Source organism: Pseudomonas sp. NPDC090203 (genome assembly GCF_044746765.1).
Classification (GTDB): domain Bacteria; phylum Pseudomonadota; class Gammaproteobacteria; order Pseudomonadales; family Pseudomonadaceae; genus Aquipseudomonas; species Aquipseudomonas putida_AD.
Genome location: NZ_JBIVCV010000006.1, coordinates 368,365 through 385,227, shown reverse-complemented (window position 1 = coordinate 385,227; position 16,863 = coordinate 368,365). Strand labels below are relative to the sequence as shown.

Here is a 16,863-nt window from a genome sequence, read left to right as displayed (position 1 = left end):
GATCCCATCCCGAACTCAGAAGTGAAACGATGCATCGCCGATGGTAGTGTGGGGTTTCCCCATGTGAGAGTAGGTCATCGTCAAGATTAAATTCCAGAACCCCAATCGCTAACGCGGTTGGGGTTTTGTTTTTGCGCCTGGAAAAGTTTTCCACCCTGATGCCGCCCTGTAGGAGCGCGCTTGCCCGCGACTGCGCCAGGACAAACACCACCGCACCGCCTGACCCACCGCGATCGCGGGCAAGCGCGCTCCTACAGCCGATCGCGCCGCTTACCCCATCCCCAATCACCACCACTGATAACCCTCCAATCACCACACCGTTGCTTAACAAAAGATAACGTCATGTCGATTGTCATACGTTTTGAAAGCTGGATAGGATGGGCCTGCTTCGGTGGGCCGGGCTGCGCAGGCTAGAGCGCTTGCAGCCGCTACGCGGGCTACCGGGAGAACCTGATAACAACAAAGAAAGGGAAGCTCCATGCGTGCGAATGTTGCATTGCCGCTGTTCATCTTCATGGCCCTGAGCGGCGCTGCGCTGGCCACTGAAAGCTCACCTGCGGCCACCGCCGCAGACAATTCAGAATTCGCCCTCGAATCAGCCAAGGCCTCCCGCAGTCTGCTGCTGGACGTGACCCACGCAGGCAATCGCATGGTGGTCGTGGGGGATCGCGGCCATATTCTCTATTCCGACGATCAGGGCAAGACCTGGACCCAGGCCAAGGTGCCCAGCAGGCAGTTGCTGACTGCGGTGTATTTCGTCGATGACCAGCATGGCTGGGCCGTGGGCCATGACGCTCAGATCCTGGCCAGCAGCGATGGCGGCAAAACCTGGAGCAAGCAGTTCGAAGACCTCAAGCGCGAGGCGCCGTTACTGGACGTCTGGTTCAAGGACCTGTCCACCGGCATCGCCGTGGGTGCCTACGGTGCGTTGCTGGCAACCACTGATGGCGGCCAGCACTGGCAGGACATCGGCGAGCGCCTGGATAACGAAGACCAGTACCACCTCAATGGCATCACTTACGTGAAGGATGCGGGCCTGTTCATCGTCGGTGAGATGGGCAGCATGTTTCGCTCCCCCGACGATGGCCAGACCTGGGAAAAACTCGAAGGCCCCTACCAGGGCTCGCTGTTCGGCGCAGTCGGCACGGCCCAGTCCAACACGCTTCTGGCCTATGGCCTGCGCGGCAACCTGTTTCGCTCCACCGATTTCGGCAGTACCTGGGAGCCCATCGCCTTGCAGGGCGAGCGCGGACCGCTGGAATTCAGTATCGCCAATGCCTCCGTTCTGCCTGATAACTCCATCGTTCTCGTAGGAAACGGCGGCAGCGTGATGCGCAGCACCGATGACGGCGAAACCTTTACCGTCTCCAATCGCTCGGACCGTCTCTCGCTGTCAGGCGTGGCCGAAGACAACAAAGGCAATCTCATTCTGGTAGGACAGGGCGGTGTTCACCTCACTTCGCCAACGGGCGCTGATGTCGCTCAACAATAAGAACGGATAAGGCGAGGACGCTGACTGATGACCCAATTTCAACACCACCACGACAAACCCACGCTGCTGGAACGGCTGATCTTCAACAACCGCCCGGCCGTCATCACCATCTGCCTGCTGGTCAGCATCGTGCTGTTCTGGCAAGCAACGCTGGTGCGCCCGTCCACCAGTTTCGAGAAGATGATTCCCTTGGGCCATCCGTTCATTCAGAACATGATGGACCACCGCAATGACCTGGCGAACCTTGGCAACACCGTGCGTATTTCAGTGGAGGCCAGGCAGGGCGATATCTTCTCCAAGGAATACATGGAGACCCTGCGCCAGATCAACGACGAGGTGTTCTACATCTCGGGCGTGGACCGTTCCGGCCTGAAATCCCTGTGGAGCCCCAGCGTGCGCTGGACCGAAGTGACCGAGGAGGGCTTTGCCGGTGGCGAGGTCATTCCGCAGAGCTACGACGGGTCCCAGGCAAGCCTGGACAAGTTGCGCAACAACGTCCTGAAGTCCGGCCAGGTCGGACGGCTGGTGGCCAACAATTTCAAGTCCAGTATCGTCGATGTACCCTTGCAGGAGTTCTATCCGGACCCCAACGACCAGAGCAAGCTTCTGCCGCTGGATTACCGTCAGTTCTCCCATCAGCTTGAAGAGAAGATCCGCGACAAGTACGAAGCGCAGAACCCCAACGTCGACATTCACATCGTCGGCTTTGCCAAGAAAGTCGGCGACTTGATCGACGGCCTCATCATGGTGGTGATGTTCTTCGGCGTGGCCTTCCTCATCACGCTGGTCCTGCTGATGTGGTTCACCCGTTGCCTGCGCAGCACCATCGCGGTCTTGAGTACGACGCTGATCGCCGTTATCTGGCAACTGGGCCTGATGCATGTGGTCGGGTTTGGTCTGGATCCCTACTCGATGCTGGTGCCGTTTCTGATCTTCGCCATCGGTATTTCCCACGGTGTGCAGAAGATCAACGGTATTGCCCTGCAATCCAGCGATGCTGACAACGCACTGACGGCGGCCCGTCGCACCTTCCGCCAACTGTTCCTGCCGGGGATGATCGCGATCCTGGCTGATGCCGTGGGTTTCATCACCCTGCTGATCATCGATATCGGCGTGATTCGCGAACTGGCCATCGGTGCGTCGATCGGTGTGGCGGTGATCGTGTTCACCAACCTGATCCTGTTGCCGGTGGCGATTTCCTACGCGGGCATCAGCAAGAAAGCCATATCCCGCAGCAAGGAAGCTGCAGCCTGCGAACACCCTTTCTGGCGTCTTCTGTCTAACTTTGCCGCGCCAAAGGTGGCCCGGGTGTCCGTGGTGCTGTCGCTGCTCGCGCTGGCCGGAGGCCTGTGGTACGGGCACAACCTGAAGATCGGCGACTTGGACCAGGGTGCGCCGGAGTTGCGCCCGGACTCGCGTTACAACCAGGACAACAATTTCATCATCAACAATTACTCGACCAGCTCCGACGTGCTGGTGGTGATGGTCAAGACACCGCCCGAAGGCTGTTCGGCCTACCAGACGCTGTCAGCGATCAACGAGTTGTCGTGGAAGATGGAGAACACCCCTGGCGTCCAGTCGGCGATCTCGCTGGTCACGGTCTCCAAGCAGGTGATCAAGGGCATGAACGAGGGGAATCTCAAGTGGGAGTCGCTTTCGCGCAACAAGGACGTGCTCAACAGTTCGATTTCCCGCGCCGATGGTCTGTACAACAACACCTGCTCACTGGCGCCGCTGCTGATCTTCCTCAACGATCACAAGGCCGAAACCCTGGACCGTGCGGTACATGCGGTGCAGGACTTCGCCAAGGCCAATAACAAGGAAGGGCTGGAGTTCCTGCTCGCGGCGGGGAACGCCGGGATCGAGGCGGCGACCAACGAGGTCATCAAGCAGGCCGAGTTGACCATTCTGATCCTGGTGTACATCTGCGTGGCGGTGATGTGCATGATCACCTTCCGCTCCTGGGCGGCGACGCTGTGCATCGTGCTGCCTCTGGTGCTGACCTCGGTACTGGGCAACGCGCTGATGGCGTTCATGGGCATTGGCGTGAAGGTCGCGACCTTGCCTGTGGTGGCCCTGGGTGTGGGGATTGGCGTGGATTACGGCATCTACATCTACAGCCGCCTGGAGAGTTTCCTGCGCGCGGGCCTGCCATTGCAGGAGGCGTACTACGAAACCCTGAAGTCGACCGGCAAAGCGGTGCTGTTCACCGGCCTGTGCCTGGCGATCGGCGTGTGCACCTGGATCTTCTCGGCTATCAAGTTTCAGGCCGACATGGGCCTGATGCTGACATTCATGCTGTTGTGGAACATGTTCGGTGCGCTGTGGCTGTTGCCGGCCCTGGCCCGGTTCCTGATCAAGCCCGAGAAAATGGCGGGCAAGGTGGGCAATTCGCTATTCTCACATTGATCGGTCCCTGACACCCATCCACCCGTAGCAGTCCGGCTCGCCGGCGTTAGCGATCTAAAAGACGCCGACGCCGGCAAGCCGGACTGCTACGGACCGTAGAAAAACCAGAAATCCACGTAGGAGCGCGCTTGCCCGCGACGGCGTCAGGTCAGACAACGCAATGTTGATTGACCCGACGCCGTCGCGGGCAAGCGCGCTCCTACAGGGTGAGGCGAACGTCGTCAGTTATAAACGAAAAACCCGCGCCCGCTCTTGCGTCCCAGGTACCCCGCCGCGACCATTTCCTTGAGCAGCGGAGCAGGGCGGTATTTGCTGTCGTTGAAGCCTTCATGGAAGGCCTCGACGATGGCCAGCAAAGTGTCCAGACCGATCAGGTCCGCCAGCGCCAGCGGACCGATGGGCTGGTTGCAGCCCAGGCGCATGCCGTCGTCGATGTCCTGCGCGGTGGCCAGACCTTCCTGGAACACCAGGATCGCCTCGTTGATCATCGGCACCAGGATGCGGTTGACCACGAAGCCCGGCCGGTTGCCCGCTGTAATGGCGGTCTTGTTCAGCCGTTCAGCCAGCTTGATCGCAACCACATGTGTCTCATCGGCGGTCTGCAGCCCTCGAATCACTTCGATCAGCCCCATCATCGGCACCGGGTTGAAGAAGTGCAGCCCGATGAAACGCTCCGGGCTGTCCACGCTGGCCGCAAGCTGAGTGATCGACAGCGACGAGGTGTTGGAAGCGATGACGCAATCCACGCCCACGTTCGCGGCAATCTGCTTGAGCAAACGCAACTTAAGGTCCAGATTCTCGGTGGCGGCTTCGATCACCACCTGCGGAGCATTGAGCTCTGCGTAATCGGTGGTGCAGCGAATCCGAGACAGGGCTTGTTCGGCGATCTCGCTGGTCAGCGTCTGCTTGTTGACCTGGCGCTCAAGGTTCTTGCGCACGGTTGCGAGGCCGCGCTCCAGCGCAGCGTCGCTGATGTCCAGCAGGGTGACGTCAAAGCCTGCAATGGCGCATACCTGTGCGATGCCGTTGCCCATGGTGCCCGCGCCGATCACGGCGATGTGTTGCATGCTCATCGAAAGGGCCTCGCTCATACGCGTTCGAAAATGACAGCGATGCCCTGACCGCCGCCGATGCACATGGTCACCAGCGCATAACGGCCACCGGTGCGGTGCAGTTCGTGGATGGCCTTGGTGGCGATGATCGCGCCGGTCGCGCCCACCGGATGGCCAAGGGAAATCCCCGAACCGTTAGGGTTGACCTTCTCCGGGTCCAGGCCCAGCTCGCGAGCCACGGCACAGGCCTGGGCAGCAAAGGCTTCGTTGGACTCGATCACGTCCAGATCGGCAACGGTCAGGCCTGCACGTTCCAGTGCCTTGCGGCTGGCCGGGATCGGTCCCAGGCCCATCATCGAGGGTTCGACGCCGGCATGAGCGTAGGCCACCAGGCGCGCCATCGGCTTGAGACCGTGCTCGCGAACCATGTCGCCATTAGCCATCACCAGTGCCGCCGCGCCGTCGTTCAGGCCCGAAGCGTTGCCCGCAGTGACCGTGCCGTCCTTCTTGAACGCGGTCTTCATTTTTTCCAGTTGCTCGGCAGTGACGTCGCCGCGCACATGCTCGTCCTGGGCGAAGGTTACCGTGCCTTTGCGGGTGGCGATTTCGATCGGCACGATCTGCCCCTCAAAACGGCCTTCAGCGATGGCGCGGGCGGCGCGCTGCTGGCTGGTCAGGGCCAGTGCGTCCTGATCGGCGCGGGTGATGCCGTAGTTCTCGGCAATGTTCTCGGCGGTGATGCCCATGTGGATATTGGCGAACGGATCATGCAGCGCGCCGAGCATGTAGTCGTACGCCTGAACGTTGCCCATGCGCGCACCCCAGCGGGCCTGCGGCATGATGTAGGCGCCGCGGCTCATGGACTCGGTGCCGCCGGCCAGCACTGCCTTGGCATCGCCGAGCATCAGCGATTGTGCGGCCGACACGATGGCCTGCAGGCCCGAGCCGCACAGACGGTTGACGTTCATTGCCGGGGTTTCCTTGGTCAGCCCGGCCTCCAGTGCGACGACCCGCGACAAATAGGCGTCGCGCACTTCGGTAGGGATCACGTGACCCATGACTACATGGCCGATATGCTCAGGCGCCAGACCGGACTTGGCGATGGCCGCGCGGCTGACCTGGGTGCCCAGTTCGATGGGCGAGACGTCCTTGAGGGAACCGCCGAATCCACCGATGGCGGTACGCAGTGCGCTGACGACGAAAACTTCGGTATTGCTCATGTCGACTCCTTCAAATCTTCGAGATTTCTTGTGGTGGCACCCGGCCCGGAAACCGCCAAATGGCATTTCGGCCAGACGCATGTTGCGGGCAAGGATAGATCGGGCTCGCAGAGGGGCCTATGCCGAAACTGTCCATATCGACTGGCGTTCTTTACCATCTGCGCCGTCGGCTCGTTCAAGAGCACATCAATAAAAAGGAAAGGCCGGACATGCGGGAAAAGGATTCAGTCTCGATCTACTTCGTGCAGTTGGTGGTGTATGCCCTGCGTGACCAGCCGCTGCGCCTGCAATCGGTGCTGCAGGCGGCCGGGATCGACATGGCGCTGCTCGACGACCCGGCCGCACGGGTGTCGGCCAGTGCGTTCGCTGCGCTCTGGCTGATTCAGATCAAGGAGCTGGAAGACGAGTTTTTCGCCCTGGATTCCCATGGCATGCCACTGGGCAGCTTTACCCTGATCTGCCGGGGGCTGATTCAGGAGCCGAACCTGGAAAAAGCCCTGCGCCAGTGCTTGAACAACTTCGGCCTGTTCCTGAGGGATTTTCGCGGCAGCCTGATCGTGAGAGGGCAACGCGCGGTCATCGCGGTGGAGTCCCGGGTCGAGGATCCGACGCGCCAGCGTTTCGGCGAGGAAACCTTCCTGCTGCTGATGATCAGCCTGCTGTGCTGGCTGGGTGGTCGGCGCATCACCATCGACCGCGCGCAGTTTCGCCAGACGCGTCCGCGCCTGAGCGACGACCCGCTGCTCTGGGGCTTCAACCTGAGCTTTGGCGAGCAGAAGACCGAGATCGAATTCTCAAGCCACTACCTGCGCCTGCCGGTGGTGCAGTCGCTGCCGTCGCTCAAATCCTTCCTGCGCACTGCGCCGCAATGGCTTGTCATACGATTCCGCAACCAGCGCGGGCTGGCGGCTCAGGTCTATCAGCGGCTGCGCAACAGCCATTACGGCCATTGGCCAACATTGATCGAAATGGCCGTGGAGTTGAAACTCAGCCCCACCACGTTCCGCCGTCGGCTGGAGCGCGAAGGGTGCGCCTTCCAGGGCATCAAGGACGAGGTACGGCGTGGCATCGCCCAGCAGAAGCTGCGCGAGACCGAGATGAGCGTGGTGGACATCGCCTCGCTGGTGGGTTTTCAGGAGCCCAGCGCGTTTCACCGGGCGTTCAAGAAATGGACAGGGGAGAGTCCGGGCAGTTACCGCGCCGGGCGCAAGGCGACACTCCAGGCCGAGCAATGATTGCTCACTGATATCACGTGACACGCGGGCACAAAGTTTTTAGTGAACGACGTCGCATTTGTCTTCAGTTCGCCATGGACCTGCCGATGACTTGGTCAGTACGGAGCTTAGGAGTTCTATCGTGAATTTGTATCTCAACCAACTGCAGAGCAAGGCCGACTTCAAAAGCTCGATCTATGCAGGTGACATCTATCTGAACACCAACCTGCAGGCGACCCACGACCTGTGCCGGTTCGCCAAGCAAAGCATCACTGCGGCGTTCGATGGCGAGACCGACCACCAGGCACTGCACACCATGATGCCGGTCACCGAGTTCGTGGAGCGGGTTACGGCTCTCAAGCGCCAGTTCACCAACTGCCTTGATGTCAAAGAGATGATTCACAAGTTCGCCCTCGAGATCGGTATCGATCCGGCCGAATACCTGTTCGATGTGCCACGTATCCGCGTGGTACCGAACTACAACTACCTGCACGCCGGGGTGAGCTATGCGTACAAGCCGCATCGCGATACCTGGTACGGCAACGCCGACTGCCAGATCAACACCTGGATGCCGGTGTACACCATCACCCCCGACCAGACGATGATGATCAACCCGGGCTATTTCAGCACCCCGGTGAAGAACTCCTCGGTGGACTGGAGCCTGGCCGACTGGATCAACGTCCAGCGTCCGCTGGCAAAAACCAACGTGACCGAAGAAACGCGCATTCACCCGGTTCCTCAGGAAGACATCCAGACGTCATCGGAGATCCGCATCGCCGGCAACGAGGGGGAAGTCATTACCTTCTCCGGCTCGCACCTGCACGGCACCGTGGCCAACTTCACCGACAAGACACGTTTCAGCATCGATTTCCGCCTGATTCATCTTCAGGACCTGCTGACTGGCCGCGGTGCGCCCAACGTCGACAGCGGCGCCAAAGACGTCGAAGCCGGTTACAAAGATCTTTTCCATCTCAACGACTTTTCGCAATTCCAGGGAGTTAGCCAATGACCAAGCGCCGCCTGACGGGGCCTGAGGCCGAGTACGCCGAGAAACGCGCCAATCTGCTCAAGCGCGTCGACTCTCAATATGTGGCCGATGCTCCGTTCGTGTTTGCCAACCGGATTGCAGTCACGGCGGCGCTGTCGCGCATCGAGCTGTTCAAGATGGTGCAGGACGTGCCCGGCGCGATCATCGAGTGCGGCGTGTACAAGGGCAACTCGCTGATGCTCTACATGCAACTGTCGATGATCCTGGAGCCCTACGCGATCAACCGTTCGATCATCGGCTTCGACACCTTCTCGGGCTTTCGCAGCATCGACGCCGAGGAAGACCCGGCCGACATCAACGAAACCATGTTTTCGGACACCGATGAATCGATCATTCAAGAGATGATCGACGCCAATGACCTGGTGCGCCCGGTCAACCGGATTCCGCGTTGCGAGATCATCAAGGGCGACATCATGGAGACCGTTCCGGCGTTCCCCAAGACTCGCCCTGACCTGGTCGTGGCGATGCTGATCCTGGACACCGACCTGTATTCGTCGACCAAAGTGGCGCTGGAAACCTTCCTGCCGTACATGCCAAAGGGCGCCATCGTGGTGCTGGACGAAGTGGCCTATCGCAACTTCCCGGGTGAAACCGCAGCACTGCGCGAAGTGCTGGACCTGAACAAGGTCGAACTCAAGCGCCTGCCGTTCGATTCGTGCGTGGGCTACTTCCGCGTCTGATCGCCGCTTGCGTTGCCAGAGCCCCGTTGTGACCCAGCGGGGCTTTTTGTTTTCGGCAATCGGCAGGCGATAGCCTGTTTGCGTCATGGCGCTTGATATTTTGAACGCCCGACGCTTATTTTGTACGCCTCGCCGCGTTGCGGCCTGCACAGAACCCTGCATAAAAATAAAGGACTTGAGTCATGAGTAGCGGTGGCCACAATTCTCTCGCGCAGCGATTGATGGGCATTGATGAAATTGAATGCGTCACGCCGGACCTGAACGGCGTGCCCCGGGGCAAAGTCATGACAGCGGAGGGCTTCCTTGAAGGCCGTCGGCTGCAACTGGCGCGGGGGGTGCTGTTGCAATGCATCATGGGCGGCTATCCGGCCGCGAAATACTACGGCAGCGATGACGGCGACCTGGCGCTGATCGCCGACCCCGAGCAGACCCATCGCCTGCCCTGGAGCGACGAACCTCGCGCCCTGGCGATCTGCGACGCGGACGAGCTGGACGGCGAGCCGTCGAACCTGTCCACCCGCGGGCAACTGAAATCGGTCATCGCCCGCTATGCCTGCCATGGCTGGTCGCCGGTGGTGGCCACCGAGCTTGAGTTCTTCGTCTTCGCGCCCAACAGCGACCCCAACCAGCCGTTCAAGCCGCCAGTGGGCCTGGACGGGCGTCGCGAGGACGGGCAGTCGGCGTTCAGCGTCAGTTCCAACAACGGCCTGCGTCCGTTCTTCAGCGAAGTCTACAAGTGCATGGCCGCGCTGGGCCTGCCACGCGACACCTTTATGCACGAAATGGGCGTCAGCCAGTTCGAGATCAACCTGTTGCACGGTGATCCGCTGCTGCTGGCCGACCAGACGTTCCTGTTCAAACACATGCTCAAGGAAGTCGCGCTCAAGCACGGCCTGACCGTGGTGTGCATGGCCAAGCCTCTGGCCCATACACCGGGCAGCTCGATGCACATTCACCAAAGCGTGGTCGACAGCGTCACCGGCCAGAACATTTTCAGCGACGCCCAGGGCGACCCGACGGCGGCATTCCGTCACTTCATCGGTGGCCAGCAGGCGGCCATGGCCGACTTCACCGCCTTGTTCGCGCCCAACGTCAATTCGTACCAGCGGCTGTGCCATCCGTTCGCCTCGCCGAACAACGCCTGCTGGTCCCATGACAACCGTGCGGCAGGCCTGCGCATTCCGGCCAGCTCGCCGGTGGCCCGGCGCGTGGAAAACCGTTTGCCCGGTGCAGATGCCAACCCGTATCTGGCCATTGCAGCTAGTCTTTCAGCCGGGCTCCATGGTATCGAGCAGCAGCTTGAGCCAACCGAACCGATCCAGGGGGAATTCGTCGTGCCGGACGCGCTGTCGCTGCCATGCACCCTGCATGCGGCGCTTGAACGTCTCAAACGCAGCGGGCTTGCCAAGGAACTGTTCGGGGCCGAATTCATCGAAGGCTACGTCGCGTCGAAGACCCTGGAACTGACCAGTTTCTTCAACGAAATCACGCCCTGGGAACGCAGAGTTCTGGCTGCCCAGGCTTAACCACCGCGTTTCGGAAATCCTCCATGGATGAGGGTTTCCGTTTTTGGAAAGTCGATGCGCCAAATCTGGAAATCCTTTCGAGCGCTGTACTTCGCCTCACTGATGATGCTCATCGGTTCGGGTCTGTTAAGTACGTATCTGGCATTGCGCCTGGCCGCTGACCATGTCGATGGCCTGTGGGTCGGTGCGTTGATGGCGGCCAACTATGTGGGGCTGGCGCTGGGCGGGAAGGTCGGTCACCGGCTGATCGGCCGGGTAGGGCATATCCGGGCCTATGCCACGTGCGCCGGTATCGTCGGCGCGGCGGTGCTGGGGCATGGCCTGGTCAACTTCCTGCCGGCCTGGATCTTCCTGCGGATGATCGTCGGCCTTGGCATGATGTGCCAGTACATGGTCATCGAGAGCTGGCTCAACGAACAGGCCTCGCCCAAACAGCGCGGCCTGGTATTCAGCGGCTACATGATCGCCTCGTACCTGGGGCTGGTGCTGGGGCAACTGATTCTGGTGATCCATCCTCAGTTGGGGCTGGAGCTGCTGATGCTGGTCGCGATGTGCTTCGCCCTGTGCCTGGTGCCGGTGGCGATGACCCGCAGCATCCACCCGGCGCCCATGCGGCCGGCGCCGCTGGAGCCGCTGTTCTTCATGCGCCGGGTGCCGCAGTCGCTGACCACCGTGCTCAGCGCCGGCCTGATCATTGGCTCGTTCTACGGCCTGGCGCCGTTGTTCGCGGCGCAGCAGGGCTTGTCTACCGATCACGTCGGTCTGTTCATGGCGTGCTGCATCGGCGCCGGCCTGCTGGTGCAGGGGCCGCTTGGCAGGCTGTCGGACCGCTATGACCGCGCCAAGCTGATTCGCGGTTTCGCCGGTTGCCTGGTGGTCGCCTCGTTGCCCCTGGCGATCTTCCCCGGGTTGCCGATGGAAGTGGTCTTCGCCATGGGCTTCGTGACCTCGCTGCTGCAGTTCGCGCTCTACCCGCTGGCAGTGGCGTTTTCCAACGACCACGTCGAAGGCGAGCGACGTGTATCGCTCACCGCCATGCTGCTGATGACCTACGGCGTGGGCGCCAGTATCGGGCCGTTGGTCGCGGGCGTGCTGATGAAGCAGTTCGGCAGCAACATGCTCTATGCGTTCGTCTGCTTCGTGGCGCTGATCCTGGTGCTGCGCATCCGGCCCAAAGCCGTCACCAACCTGCACCAGGTGCAGGACGCACCCCTGCATCACATTGCCATGCCCGACAGCATGGCCAGCTCGCCCCTGGTCGTGGCCCTCGACCCCCGTGTGGATGAGCAGGTGGTGCAGGACCAGATGCAGACAGCCGCCGATCCCGCAGCGCAATCGGCCGATGCGCCTGCCGAGCCTGATGTTGAAGTGCAGGAACGGGTCGTGGCGTCTGGCGAAGGCGTGGTGCGGCCGGTGGCGGTGGTGGACGAGGAGGGTGGCGCATCCCCGGACGAAACCCGTGACGTGGGGGTGGATCGGCCGTTGTAGCTTTCTCGTTGTGGCCGAAAAAGCTGTTTCTACGACATATGCTGCTTTTCGCTTCTCTCTAAGATCGGTTCCAGAATCCCACGGCCTTGGCGAATCCCGCCGCCGTGGGTCAACCCTGATTCCGGAGAATCGACATGAAGCTGACCCACAACACCATTTTTATCACCGGCGGCACGTCGGGCATTGGTCGCGCACTGGCCGAGGCGCTTCACCAGCGCGGCAACAAAGTCATCATCGCGGGGCGTCGCCAGGCGTTGCTGGAACAGATCACCGCAGCCAACCCCGGCATGGAAGGAGTGACCCTGGACGTGGGTGATGCCGCCGACATTGCCAAGGTGACCGCTGACGTGGTTCGGCGTTTCCCGGACCTGAACGTGCTCATCAACAACGCCGGGATCATGCTGATCGATGACGCGAGCGGCGCCATCGACGAGCAGTTGATGATCGACACCATCACCACCAACGTCTACGGCCCGATTCGTGTCACTTCCGGGTTGATCGAGCATTTGAAAACCCGCCCCGATGCTGTGGTGATGAATGTTTCGTCGGTGCTGGCCTTCGTTCCACTGGCCTTCACGGCGGTCTATAGCGCGACCAAGGCGGCCATGCATTCCTGGTCGATGTCCCAGCGCTACATGCTGCGCAATACCTCTGTGCGGGTGCTGGAGATCGCCCCGCCATGGGTTCAGACCGATCTGTTGAACAGTAATGATGAGCCTCGCGCCATGCCCTTGGCGGAGTTCATCGAAGAAACCATGACGGCGCTGGCGACGGACGCCGATGAAATCCTGGTCGAGCGCGCGAGGCCCTTGCGCGCGGCGGCGGGTGCGGATGAGGCCGCCTTTGTTCATGGCTTCAACGATTCCTTCGCTGCGGGTTGATCTGCTGGCGAATAGCCCCGTAGCAGCACGGCTTGCCGGCGGGGGCGGTGTGTCAGGCGATGCATGTGTGTCTGATGCACCGCTCCCGCCGGCAAGCCGGACTGCTACGGGTTCAGGGCGCAGCGCAATACTTGTGTACACACCTGCCGCAGGTTCGGGTCTAGAATCGGAGATCCCATGACGGACCTCGCGCCCATGCAATCCATAGCTCTCGTCGTTCGGCCAGACTTTCAGGTGATGAGTCTGGCCGCGCTGTCGGCGTTCGAATTTGCCAATGTCGTCGCCGAGCAAAAACTCTACGACATTCACCTGCTCTCCGAGCACGGCGGTCCAGTCGCCACCAGTTCGCTGTTCACGTCGGTGTCGACCCAGCCCCTGGGCCAGGCGCAGTTCGACACGGTGTTGATCAGCGGCGCCATGGACCGGTCCTCGGCTTCGAGCCGCATCAATGAATTCCTGCTCCAGGCCTACGCCAACTGCCGGCGGGTAGGCGCCCTGTGCGTAGGGGCTTTCGCCCTGGCTGAAGCGGGTCTGCTCGACGGGCGCCGAGCCACCGTGCACTGGGCCCGGGCACGAGAAATGCGCGAGAAGTTCCCGGCGATCAAGGTTGAAGAGGACCGGATCTTCGTGGTCGACGGCAAGGTCTGGACCTCGGCGGGGATGTCCGCAGCCTTGGACCTGAGCATCGGCATGGTGGAAAAAGACCATGGCCCGGAGATCGCGCGCAAGGTTGCTCAGCACCTGGTGCTTTACCATCGCCGCGCCGGTGGCCAGTCGCAGCATTCGGCCATGCTGGAGATGAGCCCGGGCTCCGATCGCATCCAGGTATCGCTGGACTATGCGCGCAAGAACCTGCGCCGGGAATTGTCGGTGGACGAACTGGCCGATGCGGCGTGCCTGAGTCCTCGCCAGTTCAGCCGGTCGTTCCGTGCGCAAACCGGGGTTTCGCCGGCCAAGGCGGTGGAAAACCTGCGTCTGGAGGCGGCGCGACTGATGATGGAGCAGGGGAGAAAGTCGCTGGAGGCGGTCGCCCAGGAAACAGGCTTTGGTGACAGGGAACGGATGCGCAGGGCGTTTGTGCGGGTGTACGGGCAGACGCCCCAATCACTGCGGCGAAGCCTGGGGCCGGTGGCGGATGCGTTTTAGATCAAAGGCACATTCCGTAGCAGCCCGGCCGGGCGGCGATCCGCTTGCCGACGGGAGCGATCTTGAATACGCCCCCGCCGGCAAGCCGTGCTGCTACGGGATCAATCAGAAGTCGTCGTCTTTGTCGAAGCGGCGGGCTTCGCGTTGCAGCTGGTAGACGAAGCGTTCGACCTGACGCTGCACCAATCCACTGATGTTGTGGAAGCGCACGCCGGCGAAGGTGGTGTTGATCTTCTCTTCGAAGTGCAGGTAGCGCAGCTCGACCGAGGTGGTCATGTTGCCGAAGGGCAGGGCCGCGACGAAACGGTCGTACACCTGGCCCAACTGCATGCGCTCGGAATAGTCGCCATCGAAACGCAGCTTGCAGCCGGTGGCGGAGATGTCGAGCAGCTTGCCGCGCAGCGGCGCCTTGAGCTTCTCGCCGCCGACTTCGATGTCCACCAGGGAGGCCAGCTTCAGCGCAGCGCGGAAGGCGTTGCGGCGCTGGTGATAGACGACTTCCTCGGGAAGAGGGCCGCGATAGCTGTGGGGGTCGTCGATGATGGTCATCTGCGCCTTGACTTCCCAGGCGATGCGCACGCCATCGTGGAAGCCTTCGACACGGAACGCTTCGCCGTTGGCCATGAATCGCTCGCCGTCGCGAGGAATCATTTCATCCAGGGCGATGACGTTGTTGTCACGGTCGACTTCGATGACGTAGCTCTGGAAGCGCTGGCTGCGCTCATGGAAGGTGATGATCAGCGGATCATGGCTTTCCATCAGCAGCCGCAGGTTGGCGGCAATTTCCAAAGGCGTGGTAAGTACCTTCGGGGGCTGCGGAACATCTTCCGCGCTTAAGGCATTCACGGTTAATCCATCTCCAGGCAAATAACGACAACGTGCGACGGAAGGCAGTTTGCCACCATGTTGCACGTCTTGATACAAGAACTTACGCCTGGCTAAGCGGACGTGGTCTCATCTTCCCGGATGTCGAACCCCGGCTGTCATACAGCGTAGGTGTGTCGCCACCGTTGAGGATGCGTAGTTGTTGAGCCGTGGTCAGCTGCTGGAGCTGGATCAGTGCGCCATTCTGTTCGTTGGCGGCCTGACACTCGGTCATCAACCCACTCAATTCGTCGCCCGCTTTCAACAGTGCTTCGCCGACGGAGGAGTGCCTGGCCACTTCTTCAAGTCCCGCGCGATTGGCGGGCAGGCCCAGACTGCTCATCAGTTGGCTGCGTCTGCGTCCATGCTGTTCGAGCACGATCACCAGCGCCTGTTTCTGCGCCAGGATATGTTCCATTTCGACCATATTGCGTCCGTGGAGCGCCAGTGACTCGGCCCTCAGGATATCCAGCAGATGCTGGGTCGGCGCAATATCGTCCGTGATCAGTTGAAGCAATGTAGTGTCTTGCATCGCATGCCCTGGGATTCAAGCGTCCAGAAGCCCCTGCGCGGACCGGGGGCTAGCGCTGGGCTTCGAAGTTAAGCAGTTTGCTTGCAACACGGTTGCTGTCGACCTTGTAGCTGCCGTCGGCGATAGCCTGCTTCAACTCGGCCACACGGGCGCTGTTGACAGTGGGCTGATCACGCAACGAATCAGTGATCTTCTGCAACTGTTGAGCTTCGCTGCTCAAATGTACTTTCTCGCCGCTGCCGTCAACGCTTTGAGAAGTGCTTACCGTCGCGGAGGCGTCGGCCTTGCTGGCTTCCTTGGTGCTGGCGGTACGCGAAGTACCGCTTACGGCAGTGGAGCTATTCAAACGACTGAAGTCGATGACCATGATTAAAACCTCTGGGTTCTAGGACGCTTGCCTTTGTTTCGGCTAAACCCGGAATAACTTTAGGGCCAGTGCGAAAACAGTCTTGAATCGACTTCGCACAGGGCAGATGGGTTCCGAGTGTAGAAAAAGCGCAAGCGTTGCGCCAGAGGTTCCTGCGCGTCACATAGGCACCTCGACCTGCCCTGGGGCGACGATATTGGCCTTGATCACACGTTTGGAATTGAGGTTCTTGACCCGTATCTGCTCGTTGAAACCGCCGTCCGACAGTGCCTCGCCAGGCATGCGAACGCTCATGGCGCCACTGCGCGCACTGATGACCACCTGATCGCCCTTGCGCACCATTTGCGGCTGCTCCAGATGCACCGGGGTGAGAATCTGATCGATGACCGTTGGTCGGACGACTTTCTGCCCGATCGCCTGGTCCAGCGAATCCAGAAAACCTTGCCCCAGCAGGCCCACGTCACGCTCGCGCAGGGCCACGTCGGCCTGGGAGACGATCGCGTCACGCTTCATCGGGCGCACAACGGTCACCACATTGCGAAACAGATGTACCTGCGCCGGGACGAACACCGTCCACGGAGAAGAGCCCTCGCAGCGCAGTTTCACGGTCACCCGGCCGATGGGGGTTGCGGAATTTTCCAGGGAAGCTGTCAAATCCTTGTCGCAATGGGGCATGCGCAGGCGAGGGTCGAGCTGTTTGACTTCGATCTCGTAGCGCCCCTGGGTCTGACTGGTGGCCAGATAGTCTTCCACTGTGAATTCAAGAAAGCCCTGGGTGGCGCCGATAAGTTGTTCAGGCAGGGTTACGTTGTCCGCGCGGGCCACACCTGTGGCGGCGAGCAGACACAGCGCGACGACCACGCTATAAAAGCTGCGGGTCGCGTTGTTGAAGTGTCGGGATACTGTCATAAGCGAGTTCATGACAGGTCAATAGCAAGGGCCGT

At 61.1% G+C, this 16,863-nt stretch carries 15 protein-coding genes and 1 rRNA gene; 10 read left to right on the top strand and 6 right to left on the bottom strand.

The features are described from left to right. The 3 genes from rrf to ACIPO9_RS13505 all read left to right on the top strand — a co-directional run. Positions 1 to 86, top strand: a 5S ribosomal RNA gene (rrf, locus tag ACIPO9_RS13515); the annotation flags it as partial. A 392-nt stretch (positions 87 to 478) separates the two neighbouring features. Next, complete coding sequence (locus ACIPO9_RS13510) at positions 479 to 1,492, top strand: WD40/YVTN/BNR-like repeat-containing protein (RefSeq protein ID WP_400781407.1); 1,014 nt, start codon at positions 479 to 481, stop codon at positions 1,490 to 1,492. A 24-nt stretch (positions 1,493 to 1,516) separates the two neighbouring features. Next, entirely contained in the window at positions 1,517 to 3,901 is a 2,385-nt protein-coding gene (locus ACIPO9_RS13505) for an RND family transporter (RefSeq protein WP_400609820.1), read from the top strand. Positions 3,902 to 4,122: 221 nt separating this feature from the next. Here the strand turns inward: ACIPO9_RS13505 and ACIPO9_RS13500 are convergent, their stop codons facing one another. Both ACIPO9_RS13500 and ACIPO9_RS13495 read right to left on the bottom strand, forming a co-directional pair. Further along, positions 4,123 to 4,974: a 3-hydroxybutyryl-CoA dehydrogenase gene (locus ACIPO9_RS13500; protein ID WP_400781426.1), complete on the bottom strand. Its 852-nt coding sequence runs from the start codon at positions 4,972 to 4,974 to the stop codon at positions 4,123 to 4,125. A gap of 14 nt (positions 4,975 to 4,988) precedes the next feature. Beyond that, a complete protein-coding gene (locus tag ACIPO9_RS13495; protein WP_400609808.1) occupies positions 4,989 to 6,173 on the bottom strand; it encodes an acetyl-CoA C-acyltransferase family protein in 1,185 nt (394 codons plus the stop codon). A gap of 209 nt (positions 6,174 to 6,382) precedes the next feature. Here ACIPO9_RS13495 and ACIPO9_RS13490 point away from each other — a divergent pair, with 209 nt between their 5' ends. The 7 genes from ACIPO9_RS13490 (at position 6,383) to ACIPO9_RS13460 (ending at position 14,156) form a co-directional block, all read left to right on the top strand. Continuing rightward, positions 6,383 to 7,408: an AraC family transcriptional regulator ligand-binding domain-containing protein gene (locus tag ACIPO9_RS13490; RefSeq protein WP_400781405.1), complete on the top strand. Its 1,026-nt coding sequence runs from the start codon at positions 6,383 to 6,385 to the stop codon at positions 7,406 to 7,408. A 121-nt stretch (positions 7,409 to 7,529) separates the two neighbouring features. Next, positions 7,530 to 8,396 (top strand): hypothetical protein, encoded by an 867-nt coding sequence (locus ACIPO9_RS13485; RefSeq protein WP_274136374.1) that lies wholly within the window; start codon positions 7,530 to 7,532, stop codon positions 8,394 to 8,396. After that, positions 8,393 to 9,115, top strand: a complete 723-nt coding sequence (locus ACIPO9_RS13480; RefSeq protein ID WP_274136376.1) for a TylF/MycF/NovP-related O-methyltransferase — start codon at positions 8,393 to 8,395, stop codon at positions 9,113 to 9,115. Before ACIPO9_RS13485 ends, ACIPO9_RS13480 begins: the two co-directional genes overlap by 4 nt. Before the next feature lie 284 nt (positions 9,116 to 9,399). Beyond that, a complete protein-coding gene (locus ACIPO9_RS13475; protein ID WP_400781424.1) occupies positions 9,400 to 10,641 on the top strand; it encodes a glutamine synthetase family protein in 1,242 nt (413 codons plus the stop codon). Positions 10,642 to 10,695: 54 nt separating this feature from the next. Then, positions 10,696 to 12,129: an MFS transporter gene (locus tag ACIPO9_RS13470; RefSeq protein ID WP_400781403.1), complete on the top strand. Its 1,434-nt coding sequence runs from the start codon at positions 10,696 to 10,698 to the stop codon at positions 12,127 to 12,129. A 134-nt stretch (positions 12,130 to 12,263) separates the two neighbouring features. Continuing rightward, positions 12,264 to 13,010 carry an SDR family oxidoreductase gene (locus ACIPO9_RS13465; RefSeq protein WP_400781401.1) on the top strand — a complete coding sequence of 249 codons (747 nt, stop codon included), beginning with the start codon at positions 12,264 to 12,266 and terminating at the stop codon, positions 13,008 to 13,010. A gap of 195 nt (positions 13,011 to 13,205) precedes the next feature. Continuing rightward, positions 13,206 to 14,156, top strand: coding sequence for a GlxA family transcriptional regulator (locus ACIPO9_RS13460; RefSeq protein ID WP_400781399.1), 951 nt, complete (start codon positions 13,206 to 13,208; stop codon positions 14,154 to 14,156). Positions 14,157 to 14,261: 105 nt separating this feature from the next. On the opposite strand, the gene ACIPO9_RS13455 is transcribed toward ACIPO9_RS13460, so the two are convergent. From ACIPO9_RS13455 to flgA, 4 genes are all read right to left on the bottom strand, one after another. Beyond that, a complete protein-coding gene (locus tag ACIPO9_RS13455) occupies positions 14,262 to 15,002 on the bottom strand; it encodes a flagellar brake protein (RefSeq protein WP_274136381.1) in 741 nt (246 codons plus the stop codon). 82 nt (positions 15,003 to 15,084) lie between these two features. After that, on the bottom strand, positions 15,085 to 15,552 hold the full coding sequence (locus ACIPO9_RS13450; protein WP_274136383.1) for a flagella synthesis protein FlgN: 468 nt from the start codon (positions 15,550 to 15,552) through the stop codon (positions 15,085 to 15,087). Between the two features lie 49 nt (positions 15,553 to 15,601). Then, a complete protein-coding gene (gene flgM / locus ACIPO9_RS13445; protein ID WP_400781396.1) occupies positions 15,602 to 15,919 on the bottom strand; it encodes a flagellar biosynthesis anti-sigma factor FlgM in 318 nt (105 codons plus the stop codon). A 159-nt stretch (positions 15,920 to 16,078) separates the two neighbouring features. Then, positions 16,079 to 16,840 carry a flagellar basal body P-ring formation chaperone FlgA gene (gene flgA / locus ACIPO9_RS13440; protein ID WP_400609783.1) on the bottom strand — a complete coding sequence of 254 codons (762 nt, stop codon included), beginning with the start codon at positions 16,838 to 16,840 and terminating at the stop codon, positions 16,079 to 16,081. Between the last annotated feature and the right edge of the window lie 23 nt (positions 16,841 to 16,863).